This is a genomic window from [Ruminococcus] torques ATCC 27756 (assembly GCF_000153925.1).
In the GTDB taxonomy this organism is placed as follows: domain Bacteria; phylum Bacillota; class Clostridia; order Lachnospirales; family Lachnospiraceae; genus Mediterraneibacter; species Mediterraneibacter torques.
Genome location: NZ_DS264345.1, coordinates 411,201 through 427,100, shown reverse-complemented (window position 1 = coordinate 427,100; position 15,900 = coordinate 411,201). Strand labels below are relative to the sequence as shown.

The following is a 15,900-nucleotide window of genomic DNA, read 5'->3' as shown; positions in this document are numbered from 1 at the left end:
TGTATTCTTTCAAACAGAAATTATACAATATCATAATAACATGATTTTTCTGATGCTGCTATCAGAATTTATCAAAATCATCCTGCGTGGCGATCTTATTATATTTCACGCTATCATTTGCTTTTTCCGTCCACATGTCGATCACCAGCCCCACCGTCAGAAGATCCAGATCCGATATAGATATTCCAATCTCTACGCTGCGCAGAAGGAACAGCGGTGTTGTCATTTCCCGTTCACTTCTGCCAGGCCTTTTTTTGCTGCCACCTCTGTTGCAAGATTATCGCCCCACAGTTCCAGGATCTGAGGCAGTACCTCATAGATGGAAAACATATCAAACTGATCCAGCCAGTCATCAATGGATGCCGGGATGCTGTTATCCGCATGGTAGGCCATGATATATGCAACATTCTCAAAGATCTCCAGGTCATCAATCTGGAACTCATCCCCATCCTCGGTCTTACACTTATAGGATTTTTCCAATTTCGACAGATCCTTAAAAATATCCCTCTTGAACTTTGCACGGTATAATCTCGGAACGGTCGCAGATGACCGGAACGGGATCTTTTTCCCACAGATTTCAATTTCTCTTTTTAACATATCCTTTCACCTTATCCTTTCGCACTGCTTTCTTCTGTTTCTGATGGAATATATACGGACTTATACCAGTTCGCATATGTCGCTGCATCCGTGGTATCTCCGGTACGGCTCTTTACCAGTCCGTCACTTCTCGGATCAGCCGTCAGTGACAGCTTCTCCGTTCCAGGTTCGATCGTATCCTCTTTTGTTTCGGATTCGATGGACGGGCGGGATGCCGTACAGTTATACATCACATGGCGAATACTATTCACATCCCCGTCAAATTCAAATAACAGGGCAAATTTTACACTTTCCCCGATGTTTGTACTTTCCACAAGCACGCCTTTTCCATCCAGCTTCTCCTGTAAGATCTCCGTCCGGAACCACTCCGGGATCAGTGCAATTTCCAGATCACCACTGTATCCGTTATTGGTCACGGAACGGAAATATACGATACCGTCTGCATAAAACGGTGTGGATTCCCCTTCCGCATCCAAGCTGATACTGACTGCTCCGGGGATTGCCTTTGGATTTTCATAAGAAAATGTTGTCTCACCGCTGCTGCTCACTGTTTCCTTCAGCTTTGCTGCATGGACATTTTTCAGATTATATTTTACTTTATTTCCCATGTCTAAACCTCCATCTCAAATGAATACAGGACTTCATACAATTTCTCGCTTTCAATCCATACCTCGGATTTCTCATAAAAAATACCCTGCTTATCCAGCACGGCTTCTACTTTCTGTTCTGCCGACAAGTCCTTACAGTCGGTATACAGTTCGATATGGACTTCCGTAATCTTCAGATACACCTTCCCGTCCGCAGAAAAATGATTACTCTGCGGAAGAAGATAGCATACAAACGGTGGCTCTGCTGCTTCCCCCTCTTCAAAGTGGTCGTAGGCAAATGGCAGTCCTGTTTCTTCCATCATCTTAACCAGATCATCCATTCCGGATCCCCCTCTCGATTTCTTCCTCAAGCTGCCGGATTCCATTCTCCTCTGCAGGTGCAATATGCGGTCTTGCTGCTACCCGGCCGCCTCCCCTTTTTGCATGTCCATGCTCCAGGAGATGAGCGATCTGGTATCGGTTTTTGGAATGTACCGTTACCTGCAGGGACTTACTGTCTTCCCCGGTCTTTTTGACCGCCCAGCTTTTTCCATAAGTTCCGGTCTTTTTCGGTGCTGTGTCTGCGATCTCCTCCCGGACTGTTTTTCCGGCATTCCTGACCGCCTTCTTCATCACTTCCGTAGTCAGACTGGAATAATCGTCCAGCTCCTTCATGACTTCCGATGCAAGGGCATCTGCTTTGATTTTCTTTGCCATCTTCAATTCACCTCACCGTTTGACCCGTTCCGTACGGATCCTGACGGATTTGTTTTTATACTGCACGTTATCAATAAACGTAATATTATAAAGATCCCCACGAAACCTGATGCGGTAATGCTCGCTGTCCAGGGCTGCCACCTCACTGCAGTACCGGATAATAAAGTCCAGTTCAGACTGGGCATTCAACTGCTTTGCTGCCCAGTATTCTTTTCCTGACAGGTTATTGGCATAAGCAGCACAGGAATACACATCTTCCCAGACTGCCGCATGGTTTCCGATCTTATCTGTTTTCACGGAACTTTTCTGGATCGTGATCCGGTCACGCATCAGTTCGATCATTAAAATTTCTCCTTCCGTATGCCAAAGAGCAGATATTTCACGGTCTCCGTCATGGCCTTATGGTCAGCTTCCTCTCTGTGCTCATAAAGATAAGCGATCACATACAGCTCCGCTGTCCGCACAACTGCTTCATGCTTCTTAAGTACTGCCGGAGTCCGTCTTGTTACATTTTTAATCAGGGCATTTGCAGTTTCCATCAGACCGAGGATAAAACTATCCTCGTCTGACGAATCCACCCTCAGATACCCTTTGGCTTCCTCAAGCGTTACAAACATTCAGTCCACCTACTTTCCGGCAGCTTTCACATCGAGTGTTTTCACTGCTTCAGACAGGATCAGCTTGCCGTCAACACGTTCGGAAGCGAGAAATCCAACCTGTCCCGTTGTAGCATAAAGCTCATTCAGTCTCTTGAAACTTCTGCCCTGGCGTTCTGCGATCCAGTAATAACTGTAATCACCGAATGCCATCACACGTTTTCCTGCTGCAAGCTCCGGCACATAAATGGATGTACGGTAAGGACGGTTCAAGATTCTGTCCGGCTCTCCTTCCCTTACAGAGGGCTGCCAGATATAATTTCCATTTCCATCCTTCAGTTTTCTGATCGCCTTAACGGTCGAATCATTCAGAAGCCATACCGCTTTGTTACGGTATGGAGCACGAAGGGAATAGTAAAGATCCATGACATCATCAAACGTAATGGTGGTATTTGCAGCTGTCACTCCTGTTTCAGCACCGCCTGTTGCGTTGAAAATACCTGTAGGTTTTCCTGCTCCGTCACCGATGAAAAATGCTTCTTCTTCCTTTGCACCGATTCTTCTTCCAAACTCCCTGGAAATATACTGTTCGATATTAAACACGCTGTCATTTAAAAGCTCATCTGAAACTTTGATCATGGTTGCCAGCTTATGAGCACCAATGGTTGTCTGCCCAAAACTGTCATTGGATTCTGTAAACTGACCTCCTTCATCGATCCATGCTGCCTCACCCTTTGATGTGACGATTGGAATCTTACGGTCACCGCTCGATGTCTTGATAACAGTAGCCAGATTACGGAAGAATACTTCATCATTCAGGGCTTCCACCAGTGTTCTTTCATACTCATCCGGCACAAGATATCCACCCTCGGAATCCGTACCAATAGAAAGAGCGTTCTGTACTTCGTATGACATTTTGTTTCTCATACCATTCCAGAACGCTCTTCTGTATTCATCGGTTGCCCTTCCTGTTTTTACCTCCCCGCCAGTTCCGGCATGCGGCTGGTTTGTGATCGGGGTGCTTGTTGCCTTTGCAAGCTCTGCATCAATGGCAGCCTGTCTTTCCAGTCTCTCGATCTCTTTTCCAAGATTTACGACATCCGCTTCCATCTTGTCATAGGTGGCTGCATCTTCTGCAGATACAAAACCTTCCTGTGTTCTCTTGGCATCGAGGAATGCCTTTGCAGCTTCCCATGCCTTCGCTCTCTTTTCTCTTAATTCTAAAATCTTACTCATAGTTCATATCCTCCTTAATGTGCTAAGAGACTCAGTCTCTTCTCCAACTGGTTGACCGGTATCATGGCATCCTTATCGGACACCTTGGAAAGGAACGACTCATTCATCGCCTTGGTGGAAAACATCATGGAATCCTGCTGGAACGGGAGCTTCTTTTTCCCGTTTTTGTCCTTATCGCCCTCTCCGTCCCCTTTCTCTCCATTGCTTCCTTTCTCCGGCTTTTCTTCCGGCTCATCCGGCTTTTTCTTTTTCTCATCCTCATCGGAATCAAAAAGGATCTTATCCGCAAAGCCAAGCTCCACCGCCTTCTTTGCATTGAACCAGGTCTCGTCATCCATCATGTGTGAGAGCCTTGCACGGGTAAGCCCCGTCTTGAATTCATAGGCATTCAGGATAGATTCCTTGACCTCATTCAGCATGGCGATTGCTTTCTGCATATCCTTCGCCTCACCCATTGCCATCGTTGCAGGATTATGGATCATCATCATAGCCACCGGGGATACACAGACCGTATCTCCTGCCATAGCGATCACGGATGCTGCTGAAGCTGCAATACCATCAATCTTGACCGTCACACTTCCCTTATAATCACGGAGCATGTTATAGATCTGGGCTGCTGCAAACACATCACCGCCCGGTGAATTGATCCACACCGTGATATTTCCATTTCCGGCATTCAGCTCATCTTTGAAAAGCTGCGGGGTGACTTCATCCCCGTACCATGTTTCATCCGAAATCATGCCATTTAAAAAGAGCGTCCTTTCCATGTCAGGCACGCTCTCATCTTCATTCCTTATCCAGTTCCAAAACTTCCGCTTCATCGTTTACCTCTCTTTCCGCTGTTTTCCTGTGCCGGAGTGTTCTGCTGTCCTGTATCTGTCTTTGCAAAAGCCCCTGCATCCTCAAGTTTGGTCATTGCTCCGTTTATCAGATACAGGTTTCCTCCCTGCTCATCCGGGATTGGGTTCATGTTCTCCATCTCACGGATATCATTGGCAGAAAACCACCCGTTCTGCCTTCCGACCGCATAGCCGTTCATCCTTGACTGGTAGTCCCCTCTCAGCAGACCATCCACATTCAGTTTGATAAAATACTTTCCTTTTTCTCCCGGCAGAAGGAGTGATCTCTGTAAAGACTGCTCCCACCGGATCACCCACGGGTCAAGTGTGTATTTTACAAACTCCAAGGACTGCTGCTCGATATTGGAAAAGCTCGACTTATCAAGATCACCGACCATATGCGGCGGTATCCTGTAAAGCCTTGCGATCTCATTGATCTGGAATTTCCTTGTCTCAAGAAACTGTGCTTCTTCCGGCGGGATGCCTATCTGCTGATACTTCATGCCTTCTTCAAGCACTGCTATCTTGTGTGCGTTATTCACGCCACGGTATACGGAGTTCCAGGATTCCCTCACCTTTGATGGATCTTTCAGAACTCCCGGATGCTCCAAAACACCGCCCGGATTTGCCCCGTTCGCAAAGAAACTCGCCCCGTATTCCTCACAGGCAAGCGTCATGCCGACAGCGTTCTTTGCCATCGCAATCGGAGAATATCCAATCAGCCCGTCAAATCCCAGTCCGGGTATATGAAGCACATCCTCGGCTTTCAGCCTGATATCTCCATATTCCTTGAACATGGGGTTTTCATCACTGTTTCTGGAATACACATAATAGATGTTTCCACGGTCATCCCTCTGCACATCCATCTTATCTGGAAGGAGCGGATAAAGCCCAAGCACCCTTCCAGCACCGTCCCTTATGATCTGGGCATACGCATTTCCCCATATTAAAAGATGACTCATCAGTGTTTCCCTGAACACAAATGAAGTCATCTCCGGGTTCGGCTCGTCATGGAGCAGATAATATAAAGGATGGTCATGCACCAGCTTCTTGCCACCGTCATCCTGATACTCATATACATGAAGCGGTAAAGACGCCACTGCTTCTGCAAGGATTCTGACACAGGCATATACTGCCGTGGTCTGCATTGCAGTTCTTTCGTTTACAGGCTTTCCGCTTGTTGTCCTTCCGAACAGAAACGAATATCCCGCATCTGCTGCCTTGTCCACAGGTTTATCCCTCGCCTGTCCAAATCCAAATAAACTCTTAATTCCCATACGATACCTCCGCTGTTAAAATATTATAATTCCTCTGTCATCATATACACTTCCGTCACTGCCTTCGTTTCTGATTGCACGGTCAAGTGCCATAACGGTTGCAACAGCCCCATCGATCTTCTCCGTAGATTTTTCTTTATCCATTTTGATGTTTCCTGCGGGATCCTGACGGACAAACACATTATCCATCATCCACCGCAGCACCTTATGACCGCCATGTGCGATCCGCCCTTCCAGCGTCAGCTTCATCAGCTCCTTGGTCGGTGGACTCATATCCTTATATCCCTGTCCAAATGGAACAACGGTAAATCCCATGCCCTCAAGGTTCTGCACCATCTGTACTGCTCCCCATCGGTCAAAGGCGATTTCCTTAATATGGAATTTCGTACCAAGTTCATCAATAAACTGTTCAATGAATCCATAATGGATGACATTTCCTTCCGTAGTCTTTAAACACCCTTCGGCTGCCCAGACATCATACGGAACATGATCCCTTCGTACACGCAGTTTCATGTTATCCTCCGGTATCCAGAAATACGGAAGGATCACATACTTCTCGGTATCATTCCTTGGCGGGAACACAAGCACGAATGCCGTGATATCCGTAGAACTTGAAAGGTCGAGTCCGCCATAGCATTCCCTTCCGAGAAGCTCCTCTTCATTCACTGCAAAGGAACAGGCATCCCACTTATCCATCTGCATCCACCGGGTGCTCTGTTTCACCCACTGATTCAGACGGAGCTGCCGGAACACATTCTCCTCTGCCGCATTCTCTTTTGCACTGATATATGCATTCTGCACTTTCTCAATATCAATCGTGTATCCAAGTGACGGATTTGCCTTATACCACACATCCTCACTCGACCAGTCATCCTCATCAGAAGCCCCATAAATTACCGGATAAAAAGTCGGGTCGATCTTTCTTCCTTCAATAATATCCAGAGCCTTCTGATGCTGTTCAAAACACACGGAATTCCTGTCTGTCCCAGCTGTTGTGATCAGGAAGAACAATGGCTGTGTTCTGGCATCACCAGAACCTTTGGTCATGACATCGAACAGTTCCCGGTTCGGCTGTGCATGCAGCTCATCAAATATGACCGCATGGACATTCAGACCGTGCTTGGTGTATGCCTCTGCCGACAGCACCTGATAGAAGCTGTTGGTCGGTTTATATACAAGCCTTTTTACGGACATGACAGGCTTGATCCTTTTCTTCAGTGCCGGACACTGGTCTACCATATCCACCGCAACATCAAATACGATGGAAGCCTGCTGCCTGTCGGAAGCACAGCCGTAAACCTCTGCTCCCCATTCACCGTCACCGCATGTCATATACAGTGCAATGGCAGCCGCCAGCTCCGATTTTCCATTTTTCTTCGGTATCTCACAGTAACAGGTATTGTACTGCCTGTATCCGTTTTCCTTTACTGTCCCATAAAGGGTACGGATGATCTCATCCTGCCAGGGGAGAAGTTCAAACGGAACTCCCCTCCACCTTCCTTTGGTGTGTTTCAGGCAGTTTATAAAATTGACTGCATGGTCTGCTTTTGCCTCATCAAACATTATCCTGCACCGCCTTTCACAAGCAGAAGCTCCATTTCATCATTCTGCTTATCTTCCATGCTGTCCGTGGAGATACGGCTTCTTGCAGACGGGGTCAGTCCAAACTGCTCACAGAACTTATTCATGATCTTCAAATATGTCTGTGCGATGGATACCTGCGGTACCTGCTGCCAGTATCCGCTCGGGGTCTTTACGATGGTCCCGTGCTGTGTAATGAACTCCTCTGCCTCTTTCCATCTCGCATATGCCTGACAGTATCCTGCGAATGCTGCCATATCTATTTCTGTCAGGATGCCGAGATGCTCCAACTGTTTCGCCATCCTTCTCCATTCTTTCTTTGCCTCATCCTCGAGCCATGCCGGACAGCGCGGGGCCTTTTTCTCCGGCTTTGGTTCGCCTGTATTAAGGCTTCTCTTGCCCGGATTTCCCTCAAGCACCTTGACTGCCGTTGGTTTTGGTTTTCTTCCTCTTTGTGCCACTGTCCTCACCTCCCTGTAAAAATGGCAACAAAAAAGACTCCCGAAGAAGCCTTTTTACATAACCACTATCTGTTTGACCTGTGTATGGTCTCTATAATTTCTTCCTGTTCTTCTCTGCTCACGCCCATGCTTGCAAGTGCCTCACGGGTTCCGCAGTCCGGGCAGATAAGCGTTCTGCCGTCTGCCCTTGAAAGGGCGGGTGTCCTTGCGTATCTTGCCCCACAGCGGGGGCATATCCGTATGTGCAGTGTTTCACTCTTCATGTCCTGCCACCTCCACTGCTTTGATCTGTGCCTCGGAAAGGTATTGCTCGTCAAAGCCAAAGCTGATGTACCCCTGAAGGCATGTGCTGACATACGAAAGGGAAGGTACTCCTATCTTCCGTTCTTCATGCATGATGTACACAAAGCACTTCCTTCTGCGTATCTTCCCCGTACGGATGCCTCTGATATCGAGTTCCATTTCTTTTTTGTAATAAAACGCCGGATATCCTTCGTAGCGGTCAAGTGCCGCCTCATCCGACTCCGTGACTTCCCATACCGCCACGGGAACCTCGCTGCCTTCCTTCGGCTCAATGGTAAGATAGGCTCCCGTACGGCTTCCTTTAAAGAGAAGCTCATAATCGTGTATAACTGCAGTACCAATCACTCTTGCGTGAGGGCATCGTATCCGCATCTGTCTGATGTTCAGGTTGCTGCCATAAGCAATGTAATATCTTTTCATATTGTTTCCATCCTTTCTGAAGGGAACACCCTTCTACCACCTTAAGACCGCTCATGGCGGTCAGTGCTCCAAGGTGGCAGAAGGCTGTTCTCTTCAAGCAGCCCTTCCGTTTCTGAAAGCGGTGTCTCCTGCAAGTCTCTTTGTAAGGATGTCCCTTGCGGTCTTGAATTCATCCCCGATGAATCCGAGGCGTAAAAGCCATGTCCTCATTGCATATTTCGGATTTTCTGTCTGCTGCGGTTTCGGGCTTGCCGTCCTTACTTCCTTTGCCATCTGGCTTAAGGCAAGGCAGAGCTGGATGTAGCTTTTCAGCTGTCCCGCATGCAGTCCGTTCAGCTTTCCGTCAGCCGGAGCATCAAATTGGAAAAGTCTGAACTCGACCGTTCCCTTTGTGAATGTTGCATGGTAGTTTAACATATGGTATCGGCTGTCATTGTAATGGTGGTCTCTTCCGTAGCTTGCCCCGTTTGCCGTGTACCAGATGTCTGCAAGGGCTGCCATCGTTTTTGGTTTCTTTTTATTGAGTTCCTTAAGGAATCTTGGGTCTACCGTTTTGCAGTAGCGGTTCATCCGCCAGCTGTCGAGGTTTAAGGCATCCGCTAAAAGGTTCTCGTGTCCCGCCATGATGTTTGCAAGATTTCGTAAAGTCTGCGGTGTGTGTCCATTTGCTCCGATGTGGATGTGGACTCCGCATCCCCTTGTTGCATCACTCTTGGCTCCCGCATGTCTGAGCTTTCTTATCAGTTCCTGAAGAAGTTCGATGTCTTCGTAGTGAAGGATCGGTGTGACCAGCTCGCATTTTTTATCATCCGGTCCCGCAATGCTGACATCCTTCTGGAATTTCCATTCCCTTCCGCTTGCATCCCATGCGGACCATGTATAATATCCGTTTCTGGAAGCCGTGTTTTCAAATCTTCCTGTTCCGAAGAATGCCGCTGCAAGTTCTGCAGCCTTATCCCTTCGGATGTTATTCATCTCAACCTCGACCCCGATGGTCTGTTTCTTCATTTCCTCGATCTGCTTTGTAATCCTTTCGTTCATGGCTTGTACCTCCGTTTGTTTTCTTCCCTTTCGGTAGGTACATATTCGCTCTAAAACACACATATATCCAGTTATATGTGAGCCATAAACTACACAAAGATTTCAAGGGAAAACTGTGTATATTATGACTATATTTTACGCCATTCATCCACTCCGTAGATCATCGCCAGCGATCCGTGTCCGTCCCATACCGTGTGGAGCTGTCCTGCGTCATCCACATATTCCACGGTTCCTGTTGTTCCTGACGGAATCTTCCGGTAGGGATCATCAAGGCGGATAAGCTCCACCCTGGTTCCCGCAGGATATTCCTTCCTCAGTCTCTCAAGTGTCTGTCTGTTTACTCCGAACATACCGTTGACCCCCTTTCTGCCCTGCGGTTGGCTTTCCACTTTTCCGCATCTTCTGGGGTCCGGAATGCCGTATGACCTTTCAGTCCCTTAAGGAAGAAGGACCTTGTTTCCTTTCCTTCGCTCCCGCCAAATCCGATGGATACCAGCCATGCCCTCATGTAATATTTTTCATTCTCTTCAATGGTCTGTTTCGGATTCACACGTTTCTGTTCCGATGCTTTCTTTACCATTGCCGATGCAAGTCTGCAGTATTCCATCATGTCATCGGTATGCGGAAATCCCGTGAACTCAATGTTCCCGTCTGCAAAGGTAACACCGCTGCATCCGCCCTGTTCCGTAATGAACCCTGCTGCCGTCTCCGTATCTTCGAAGGTACTTTCGGCAAGGGCATTTACAAGGCTGTCTGCTATGGAAATGCACTCCCTTCCGACTGCCCTGTTGATAAGGTACTGTTTGGAATGCATCATGTTTATCAGGTTGATGATGCCCTGTGGTGTCATTCTGCCGATCGGTATTTTGATCTCTGCTTCCGGTTCTTCCGTCTGTGTTTCCTGTGGCTCTTCTGCCACGTCATTCTGGAAAAGCACCCTTCTCACCTCGTCTTCCATGCTGTCATCTTCAAGTATGACCTTTGCGTCCCTGTCCACCGTGATGCTTCCGATGCGGTATGCAAAGGATGGCGGTCCAAGGTATTCTGACCTCTGTCCGAAATGTCCGGATAAGGCTTTTACTAATTCTTTCCTGTTCTCAGCGTTTGTAATAATTTCCATTCTGCTGGTCTCCTTTCCTTTTGGTAGTACCATATATCACTCTGAATGCCCGTATAGTCAAGCAGATAATGGTACTTTCCAAAAGAAAATGTAATGTCAGCTTCTGGACTCCGGAAGTGACATCGCAACCGCATAAGCGACTGTTGCGGTGACTGCATTCCCGGCCTGTTTATAAAGCTGTGCATCGGAGTTGACGGCAGAGGCACGGTCAAAAAGCTCATCAGAAAATCCCTGTAAGCGGAAGCACTCCCTCGGAGTCAGCCGTCTGATGCGGCCGCCCCTCATGAGCGTTCCCATCTGCCCGGAACAGTCCAGTGTCTGGGAGCATCCTTTTCCGACCCGTCCCCTTCTTGTCTCACTGTCTGGGTAGGCAAGGTTGATACCGTCCCCTTCCCGTGCCACTTCATATCCTGCCTTCGTGGCATTTTTTACTTTGACGGAATCCACCTTTTCACAGACATACACACCGTGCCTGTCCTGAGAGGTCAGGGTGAACATCGGCTCTCCGTCCTCTTTCATCCGTCTTCCGTTCTGCCGTTTCTCCATCCGCTCCGGTGTAAGCACCGGGTGGACTTCCAGCACGGCTGAGTTCATGGCGGTATGGTTGGTCATCCCGGCTGTGTACCTCGCTGTCAGGCATCTTGCCGTATCCGTGATCTTCGGATCATGGTTGCTCTGGTCGATGAAGTAAAGACCCGTCTTGGCCCCGACACCGCCCGCATTCCCCACAAGGGTTGCGGAAATGCCGTCCGTCCCATAAACACGGTAGCCCTGCATACCTCCTATAAGCTGGTTAAGAGCTGCTGCGTTTTCTCCGGTGAGAGGTAATATTTCTCGTCTACCTCTGCTTCTAAGATTTGCGATAATGAACACACGCTCACGGTTCTGCGGGACTCCGAAGTTTTTGGAGTTAAGCACCTGCCACCGACAGTCATACCCTGCTTCGTCCATTTCAGACAGAACTGAGGCAAAGTCGAATCCTGCATTGATCGATAACAGGTTCTTAACGTTCTCAACAAGTAGGTATGAGGGTTTAGAACTTTCCTCTTTGCCTTTGAGGAGGTCAATAATGTTGTAATATATTCCACTTCTTTTTCCGACCAGTCCCCGCTGTTTTCCGGCAACGGAGATGTCCTGGCATGGGAATCCGAAGCACCAGATGTCTGCATAGGGGACATCTCCGGGTTTGAGTTTTGTGACATCATGAGCTTTCCACTCTCCTTCCGTATCATACATTGCCTCATATGAGGCTCTTGCAAATTTATCATATTCACAGTACCCGATGCATTTATGGCCGGCAGTTTCAAGACCGAGCCTGAAGCCGCCGATGCCGGAACATAGATCAAGGAAGGTCATCTGTTTCATTATACTGCCCTCCCCTGCATAATTGCTGATATGAAATTTTCATATCGTCACGGATGACAAATACATCCGCATCCGAACCGCACTGTCCAATGTAGCGGTTTACAATCACATCCACAAACTTCTCATCCAGTTCAATACCGTAGCAGATACGGTGTGTCTGCTCACAGGCGATCAGCGTAGAGCCGGAACCAAGGAACGGATCAAGCACGATGCAGTTGCTCATGCAGGAGTTCTGGATTGGATAAGCCATAAGCGCCACAGGCTTCATGGTCGGATGGTCCTTGCTTGCCTTCGGACGGTCATATTCCCATATGGTGGTCTGTTTCCTGTCGGAATACCACTGATGCTTCCCGCCTTTCTTCCATCCGAACAGACACGGCTCATGCTGCCACTGGTACGGGCTTCTTCCAAGAACCAGTGCGTTCTTCTTCCAGATGCAGCACCCGGAGAGATAAAAACCTGCATCCTTGAATGCCTTTCTGAAATTCAGCCCTTCCGTATCCGCATGAAATACATAAATGGAAGCATCCTGTTCCATCGACTGCTCCATATTTACAAATGCTGCAAACAGGAACTTATAGAAATCCTCATCCGGCATGTTGTCGTTTTTAATCTTGCCGGCCGTCTCCTCGACATTTACATTGTATGGCGGATCCGTCAGGACAAGATTTGCTTTTTGTCCATCCATCAGCTTATCGTAAGTTTCCGGCAGAATGGAATCACCGCAGATGACACGGTGCTTTCCAAGCAGCCATACATCACCTGTCTTTGCCACGGTCGGTTTTGCAAGCTCCGCTTCCACATCAAAATCATCTTCCGTGATCTTCTTATCATGTACGGAATTAAAAAGTTGTTCGATCTCCGGCGGTTCGAAACCCGTGATGCCGACATCGAAATCCGAATCCTCAAGGTCTTTGATAAGGTCAGCTAGGAGTTCCTTGTTCCATTCGCCCGTAATTTTATTGAGTGCTACATTGAGTGCCTTCTCCTTGGTCTTGTCGATATCGACCACGATACATTCCACTTCCGTGTATCCGAGATCTGCAAGGACCGTGGCTCTCTGGTGTCCTCCGATAATGGTCATGTCTGAGTTGATGATGATCGGCTCGACATAACCAAACTCCTTAATGGAGTTCTTGATTTTTTCATATTCCTTATCACCCGGTTTTAACTTCTTCCTCGGATTATAGGAAGCCGGGATAAGGTCTGCTATTTTATAACTCTGAAACTGCATCTTCCATATCCTCCTCTGCTAAAAATCTGTGCCGGAAATAACATTCACGGCCACAGTATTTTCTGTTCTTGTTTCCATAGGAAATGAAAGGCTTCCCACACTGCTCACATACAAGCGTGTAGGAAGCCTTCTCGCTTTTCTTCACTGCTTCCGGGTGTGCCTTCCACCATTCCCTTCTGCATTTTTCACAGCAGAATCTTCTCGGTCTGCCGGTCTTCGGCTGCGTGATCGGATTACCGCAGAAGTGGCACACCTCTTTACCGTCCACCATGAGTTTCATATTTTTTGAAACCACCGTGGCGTATCCGGCAAGGTTATGTCTCTTGCAGTAATTCCTTACGATGTCACGGGACAGTCCGATTGCCATCCCGATGGCTTTATAGCCCATCCCCTTCATCCGCATCTCATTGATCTGCTTTGCCTGTGCGTCCGTCATCCTTTCCACTCTCCTTCCGGCACACAAAAAAAGACCGGAAAAACAATGTTTTTACACTGTTTTCCAGCCTTAAATAATGCTTTTTTCCTGATTTTCCGGCAAAAGAAAATACCCCTTTTTGCCGTGTTTTAAGTACATTCTGCGAAAATTACCATACCCTTTTTATATCCCCCCTGTTTAATTCTGCGAAAATTCACGCAAAGGGGGCCATCGGTCTTCAGCAGCTCAGCCTGTAGAGATTCAGATACCCCACGGTCTGCCGTCAGAACCGATACTCCGGATTGTTATCTTCGTTCCATGTCTTTTTATCATGACAGGGCTTGCAAAGGCTCTGCCAGTTCTTCTCGTCCCAGAACAGGACGGGATCGCCACGGTGCGGTCTGATATGATCGACCACGGTTGCTGTCACTGCATGACCTTCCTTTAAGCACTGAACACACAAAGGATGTGCCTTCAGGTATCTTGCCCTTGCCTTCTGCCACTGCCTATTGTAACCACGTTTGCTGCTGCTCGCCCTGTCACCACGGTGCAGTGCTTCATGCTCCTCGCAGTACAGTCCGTCTGTCAGCTTCGGACATCCGGGGTGTCTGCACGGCTTCTTTGGTTTCATCGGCATCCGCCATTCCTCCCTTCTATGTACACGGGCGGTGTGAAAGGATTGGAAAGACACCGCCTTACGGCAACATAAAAAGGAGCGTTTCCGCTCCCTTTCTTTTTTGCCATCTTAATCATAGCAGATGTAAATTAAAAAGTCAGTAAACCATTAGTGCACCTTTAGTAAACCTCTAGTACACCACCTTTTTATTTCTTTAATCGAAGCAGACTCTTGCCAACAGAACTGATAGCTTTCCCACCCATCTGCCTTACTTGTTTACTGGAAATAAGTTTTGCAGAAACAGCAATCAGCATCATACCACCTACGATATTTCTTTTTGTCGTATCTCCTTCTTCTTTCAAAAATTCGTTATGTCCGTCTATTTCTTTTTCCTTGATACGATCAAGTTCCTGAATACGCTCTTTCGCCCATTGGATTTTTTTCTCATCTTCCGAGGTCTTTATAATATCATAAAGATCTTTTCTTTCTTGTTCCTGACCTTTATCTACGGTCTCCTTAAAACTGACAGATGAATCTACCGTCTGTTTATGTACTACTTTCAAAGAATCATAACCATGATTTACATTGTCCTTTAAAACATTCAGCTTATCCATAAATTTTTTATGTGCTTTATCATATCTTGTCACATTAGTATTTGCTGTTCTTTTCTCTGCCATTTATCATTCTCCTTCCAGAAAAGCCGTAAGTGCCTGTACTTTTTCTTCTACTGATTTCATTCTGTCACTGATTCCGCTTTGTAAAATAGGCTTCTTTTTCTGTATCAATTCTTTTTCCTTATGTTTTCTATCCGCCATATTACTAATAGCTTCCAACAGTTCAAATTTCAAGATAATATTCTCATTATTTATAGTTTCATCATTAAAACCGAAATATTCTGGAGTCTTCTTAAGTTCAAATAAATGCGACCCGCAGCGCACAAGCACAAACACGGATTCTCCAATATATAAAACTTCTTCTTTTCCATTATTCATTATCGATACCTGATATATTCCAGCACCGATTGCACCTATAATATTTTTGTTAAAAAAATCTATTTTTATCTTCATCATGCACCCCCGTCAAAATCAATTCTACCATAGTGCGAACAAAAAAGACAGCCGTCTGACTGCCTTAATTGTACTCTGCATATGCACCTATCTGTATCTGGAGTGCTACGGTGATCTGCTCCATGACCATGTCATCCAGCACTTCCCCGATTCTTTCTCCGAGCCTTGTTTTATCAAGGGTCTCCACCTGTTCCGCCAGTGCCATGCTCGGTTTATTCAGACCGCTGCTTTTCTTCAGCGGGATCTGCACATGGGTCGGAAGATACTTCTTTTTCCAAACCCTTGCAGAAAGCGGAATGACCGTAACCACAGGGGAATGCTTATTTGCCTTATTATTGCTTACCACCAGTGCCGGACGGACACCGCCCTGTTCGCTTCCGGCCTTCTCTCCAAAATCCACATAATAAATATCGCCACGCTTACACATA

The 15,900-nt window shown here is 47.2% G+C and carries 23 protein-coding genes; all 23 read right to left on the bottom strand.

Going from position 1 to position 15,900, the window contains the following annotated elements; genetic code table 11:
- Nucleotides 1–61: 61 nt before the first annotated feature.
- The 23 genes from RUMTOR_RS13100 to RUMTOR_RS03160 all read right to left on the bottom strand — a co-directional run bounded on the left by RUMTOR_RS13100 (nucleotide 62) and on the right by RUMTOR_RS03160 (nucleotide 15,899).
- A complete protein-coding gene (locus tag RUMTOR_RS13100) occupies nucleotides 62–226 on the bottom strand; it encodes a hypothetical protein (protein WP_004845663.1) in 165 nt (54 codons plus the stop codon).
- Nucleotides 223–597, bottom strand: coding sequence for a hypothetical protein (locus RUMTOR_RS03270; RefSeq protein WP_004845662.1), 375 nt, complete (start codon nucleotides 595–597; stop codon nucleotides 223–225). Before RUMTOR_RS03270 ends, RUMTOR_RS13100 begins: the two co-directional genes overlap by 4 nt.
- Nucleotides 598–608: 11 nt before the next feature.
- A complete protein-coding gene (locus RUMTOR_RS03265; protein WP_004845661.1) occupies nucleotides 609–1,205 on the bottom strand; it encodes a major tail protein in 597 nt (198 codons plus the stop codon).
- A gap of 2 nt (nucleotides 1,206–1,207) precedes the next feature.
- Nucleotides 1,208–1,525 carry a hypothetical protein gene (locus tag RUMTOR_RS03260; protein ID WP_004845660.1) on the bottom strand — a complete coding sequence of 106 codons (318 nt, stop codon included), beginning with the start codon at nucleotides 1,523–1,525 and terminating at the stop codon, nucleotides 1,208–1,210.
- On the bottom strand, nucleotides 1,518–1,901 hold the full coding sequence (locus RUMTOR_RS03255; RefSeq protein WP_004845659.1) for an HK97 gp10 family phage protein: 384 nt from the start codon (nucleotides 1,899–1,901) through the stop codon (nucleotides 1,518–1,520). Before RUMTOR_RS03255 ends, RUMTOR_RS03260 begins: the two co-directional genes overlap by 8 nt.
- Nucleotides 1,902–1,913: 12 nt before the next feature.
- Nucleotides 1,914–2,243 carry a phage head closure protein gene (locus tag RUMTOR_RS03250; RefSeq protein WP_004845657.1) on the bottom strand — a complete coding sequence of 110 codons (330 nt, stop codon included), beginning with the start codon at nucleotides 2,241–2,243 and terminating at the stop codon, nucleotides 1,914–1,916.
- Nucleotides 2,243–2,518, bottom strand: a complete 276-nt coding sequence (locus tag RUMTOR_RS03245; RefSeq protein ID WP_004845656.1) for a head-tail connector protein — start codon at nucleotides 2,516–2,518, stop codon at nucleotides 2,243–2,245. Before RUMTOR_RS03245 ends, RUMTOR_RS03250 begins: the two co-directional genes overlap by 1 nt.
- A gap of 9 nt (nucleotides 2,519–2,527) precedes the next feature.
- Nucleotides 2,528–3,733 carry a phage major capsid protein gene (locus RUMTOR_RS03240; protein WP_004845655.1) on the bottom strand — a complete coding sequence of 402 codons (1,206 nt, stop codon included), beginning with the start codon at nucleotides 3,731–3,733 and terminating at the stop codon, nucleotides 2,528–2,530.
- Nucleotides 3,734–3,747: 14 nt separating this feature from the next.
- Nucleotides 3,748–4,554 carry a head maturation protease, ClpP-related gene (locus RUMTOR_RS03235; RefSeq protein WP_004845654.1) on the bottom strand — a complete coding sequence of 269 codons (807 nt, stop codon included), beginning with the start codon at nucleotides 4,552–4,554 and terminating at the stop codon, nucleotides 3,748–3,750.
- A complete protein-coding gene (locus RUMTOR_RS03230) occupies nucleotides 4,551–5,849 on the bottom strand; it encodes a phage portal protein (RefSeq protein WP_004845653.1) in 1,299 nt (432 codons plus the stop codon). The genes RUMTOR_RS03235 and RUMTOR_RS03230 overlap by 4 nt, the downstream gene beginning before the upstream one ends.
- 15 nt (nucleotides 5,850–5,864) lie before the next feature.
- The gene (locus RUMTOR_RS03225) at nucleotides 5,865–7,412 is read right to left on the bottom strand and encodes a terminase large subunit (protein ID WP_004845652.1); all 1,548 of its coding nucleotides are present in this window, start codon (nucleotides 7,410–7,412) and stop codon (nucleotides 5,865–5,867) included.
- Complete coding sequence (locus RUMTOR_RS03220) at nucleotides 7,412–7,891, bottom strand: phage terminase small subunit P27 family (RefSeq protein WP_044997925.1); 480 nt, start codon at nucleotides 7,889–7,891, stop codon at nucleotides 7,412–7,414. The genes RUMTOR_RS03225 and RUMTOR_RS03220 overlap by 1 nt, the downstream gene beginning before the upstream one ends.
- Before the next feature lie 252 nt (nucleotides 7,892–8,143).
- Nucleotides 8,144–8,614: a gamma-glutamylcyclotransferase family protein gene (locus tag RUMTOR_RS03210; protein WP_004845650.1), complete on the bottom strand. Its 471-nt coding sequence runs from the start codon at nucleotides 8,612–8,614 to the stop codon at nucleotides 8,144–8,146.
- Nucleotides 8,615–8,707: 93 nt separating this feature from the next.
- A complete protein-coding gene (locus RUMTOR_RS03205; RefSeq protein WP_044997922.1) occupies nucleotides 8,708–9,655 on the bottom strand; it encodes an amidoligase family protein in 948 nt (315 codons plus the stop codon).
- A 128-nt stretch (nucleotides 9,656–9,783) separates the two neighbouring features.
- Nucleotides 9,784–10,005, bottom strand: a complete 222-nt coding sequence (locus RUMTOR_RS03200; protein ID WP_004845648.1) for a DUF4314 domain-containing protein — start codon at nucleotides 10,003–10,005, stop codon at nucleotides 9,784–9,786.
- The gene (locus RUMTOR_RS03195; RefSeq protein ID WP_242647678.1) at nucleotides 9,993–10,775 is read right to left on the bottom strand and encodes a hypothetical protein; all 783 of its coding nucleotides are present in this window, start codon (nucleotides 10,773–10,775) and stop codon (nucleotides 9,993–9,995) included. The genes RUMTOR_RS03200 and RUMTOR_RS03195 overlap by 13 nt, the downstream gene beginning before the upstream one ends.
- A gap of 96 nt (nucleotides 10,776–10,871) precedes the next feature.
- The gene (locus RUMTOR_RS03190; RefSeq protein ID WP_004845646.1) at nucleotides 10,872–12,140 is read right to left on the bottom strand and encodes a DNA cytosine methyltransferase; all 1,269 of its coding nucleotides are present in this window, start codon (nucleotides 12,138–12,140) and stop codon (nucleotides 10,872–10,874) included.
- Nucleotides 12,118–13,374, bottom strand: a complete 1,257-nt coding sequence (locus RUMTOR_RS03185; RefSeq protein ID WP_004845645.1) for a site-specific DNA-methyltransferase — start codon at nucleotides 13,372–13,374, stop codon at nucleotides 12,118–12,120. The genes RUMTOR_RS03190 and RUMTOR_RS03185 overlap by 23 nt, the downstream gene beginning before the upstream one ends.
- The gene (locus tag RUMTOR_RS03180; RefSeq protein ID WP_004843272.1) at nucleotides 13,355–13,810 is read right to left on the bottom strand and encodes a hypothetical protein; all 456 of its coding nucleotides are present in this window, start codon (nucleotides 13,808–13,810) and stop codon (nucleotides 13,355–13,357) included. The genes RUMTOR_RS03185 and RUMTOR_RS03180 overlap by 20 nt, the downstream gene beginning before the upstream one ends.
- A gap of 262 nt (nucleotides 13,811–14,072) precedes the next feature.
- Nucleotides 14,073–14,426 (bottom strand): HNH endonuclease, encoded by a 354-nt coding sequence (locus tag RUMTOR_RS03175; RefSeq protein ID WP_004843274.1) that lies wholly within the window; start codon nucleotides 14,424–14,426, stop codon nucleotides 14,073–14,075.
- A gap of 185 nt (nucleotides 14,427–14,611) precedes the next feature.
- Nucleotides 14,612–15,082 carry a hypothetical protein gene (locus RUMTOR_RS03170; RefSeq protein WP_004845644.1) on the bottom strand — a complete coding sequence of 157 codons (471 nt, stop codon included), beginning with the start codon at nucleotides 15,080–15,082 and terminating at the stop codon, nucleotides 14,612–14,614.
- 3 nt (nucleotides 15,083–15,085) lie between these two features.
- Complete coding sequence (locus RUMTOR_RS03165) at nucleotides 15,086–15,475, bottom strand: hypothetical protein (protein ID WP_004845643.1); 390 nt, start codon at nucleotides 15,473–15,475, stop codon at nucleotides 15,086–15,088.
- 61 nt (nucleotides 15,476–15,536) lie between these two features.
- Complete coding sequence (locus tag RUMTOR_RS03160) at nucleotides 15,537–15,899, bottom strand: type II toxin-antitoxin system PemK/MazF family toxin (RefSeq protein WP_004845642.1); 363 nt, start codon at nucleotides 15,897–15,899, stop codon at nucleotides 15,537–15,539.
- Nucleotide 15,900 lies beyond the last annotated feature (1 nt).

Excerpts from the sequence above, each read along its gene's own strand:
- RUMTOR_RS13100 (WP_004845663.1), bottom strand. The coding sequence starts at position 226 with ATGACAACACCGCTGTTCCTTCTGCGCAGCGTAGAGATTGGAATATCT.
- RUMTOR_RS03270 (WP_004845662.1), bottom strand. The coding sequence starts at position 597 with ATGTTAAAAAGAGAAATTGAAATCTGTGGGAAAAAGATCCCGTTCCGG.
- RUMTOR_RS03265 (WP_004845661.1), bottom strand. The coding sequence starts at position 1,205 with ATGGGAAATAAAGTAAAATATAATCTGAAAAATGTCCATGCAGCAAAG.
- RUMTOR_RS03260 (WP_004845660.1), bottom strand. The coding sequence starts at position 1,525 with ATGGATGATCTGGTTAAGATGATGGAAGAAACAGGACTGCCATTTGCC.
- RUMTOR_RS03255 (WP_004845659.1), bottom strand. The coding sequence starts at position 1,901 with ATGGCAAAGAAAATCAAAGCAGATGCCCTTGCATCGGAAGTCATGAAG.
- RUMTOR_RS03250 (WP_004845657.1), bottom strand. The coding sequence starts at position 2,243 with ATGATCGAACTGATGCGTGACCGGATCACGATCCAGAAAAGTTCCGTG.
- RUMTOR_RS03245 (WP_004845656.1), bottom strand. The coding sequence starts at position 2,518 with ATGTTTGTAACGCTTGAGGAAGCCAAAGGGTATCTGAGGGTGGATTCG.
- RUMTOR_RS03240 (WP_004845655.1), bottom strand. The coding sequence starts at position 3,733 with ATGAGTAAGATTTTAGAATTAAGAGAAAAGAGAGCGAAGGCATGGGAA.
- RUMTOR_RS03235 (WP_004845654.1), bottom strand. The coding sequence starts at position 4,554 with ATGAAGCGGAAGTTTTGGAACTGGATAAGGAATGAAGATGAGAGCGTG.
- RUMTOR_RS03230 (WP_004845653.1), bottom strand. The coding sequence starts at position 5,849 with ATGGGAATTAAGAGTTTATTTGGATTTGGACAGGCGAGGGATAAACCT.
- RUMTOR_RS03225 (WP_004845652.1), bottom strand. The coding sequence starts at position 7,412 with ATGTTTGATGAGGCAAAAGCAGACCATGCAGTCAATTTTATAAACTGC.
- RUMTOR_RS03210 (WP_004845650.1), bottom strand. The coding sequence starts at position 8,614 with ATGAAAAGATATTACATTGCTTATGGCAGCAACCTGAACATCAGACAG.
- RUMTOR_RS03205 (WP_044997922.1), bottom strand. The coding sequence starts at position 9,655 with ATGAACGAAAGGATTACAAAGCAGATCGAGGAAATGAAGAAACAGACC.
- RUMTOR_RS03200 (WP_004845648.1), bottom strand. The coding sequence starts at position 10,005 with ATGTTCGGAGTAAACAGACAGACACTTGAGAGACTGAGGAAGGAATAT.
- RUMTOR_RS03195 (WP_242647678.1), bottom strand. The coding sequence starts at position 10,775 with ATGGAAATTATTACAAACGCTGAGAACAGGAAAGAATTAGTAAAAGCC.
- RUMTOR_RS03190 (WP_004845646.1), bottom strand. The coding sequence starts at position 12,140 with ATGAAACAGATGACCTTCCTTGATCTATGTTCCGGCATCGGCGGCTTC.
- RUMTOR_RS03185 (WP_004845645.1), bottom strand. The coding sequence starts at position 13,374 with ATGCAGTTTCAGAGTTATAAAATAGCAGACCTTATCCCGGCTTCCTAT.
- RUMTOR_RS03180 (WP_004843272.1), bottom strand. The coding sequence starts at position 13,810 with ATGACGGACGCACAGGCAAAGCAGATCAATGAGATGCGGATGAAGGGG.
- RUMTOR_RS03175 (WP_004843274.1), bottom strand. The coding sequence starts at position 14,426 with ATGCCGATGAAACCAAAGAAGCCGTGCAGACACCCCGGATGTCCGAAG.
- RUMTOR_RS03170 (WP_004845644.1), bottom strand. The coding sequence starts at position 15,082 with ATGGCAGAGAAAAGAACAGCAAATACTAATGTGACAAGATATGATAAA.
- RUMTOR_RS03165 (WP_004845643.1), bottom strand. The coding sequence starts at position 15,475 with ATGATGAAGATAAAAATAGATTTTTTTAACAAAAATATTATAGGTGCA.
- RUMTOR_RS03160 (WP_004845642.1), bottom strand. The coding sequence starts at position 15,899 with ATGTGTAAGCGTGGCGATATTTATTATGTGGATTTTGGAGAGAAGGCC.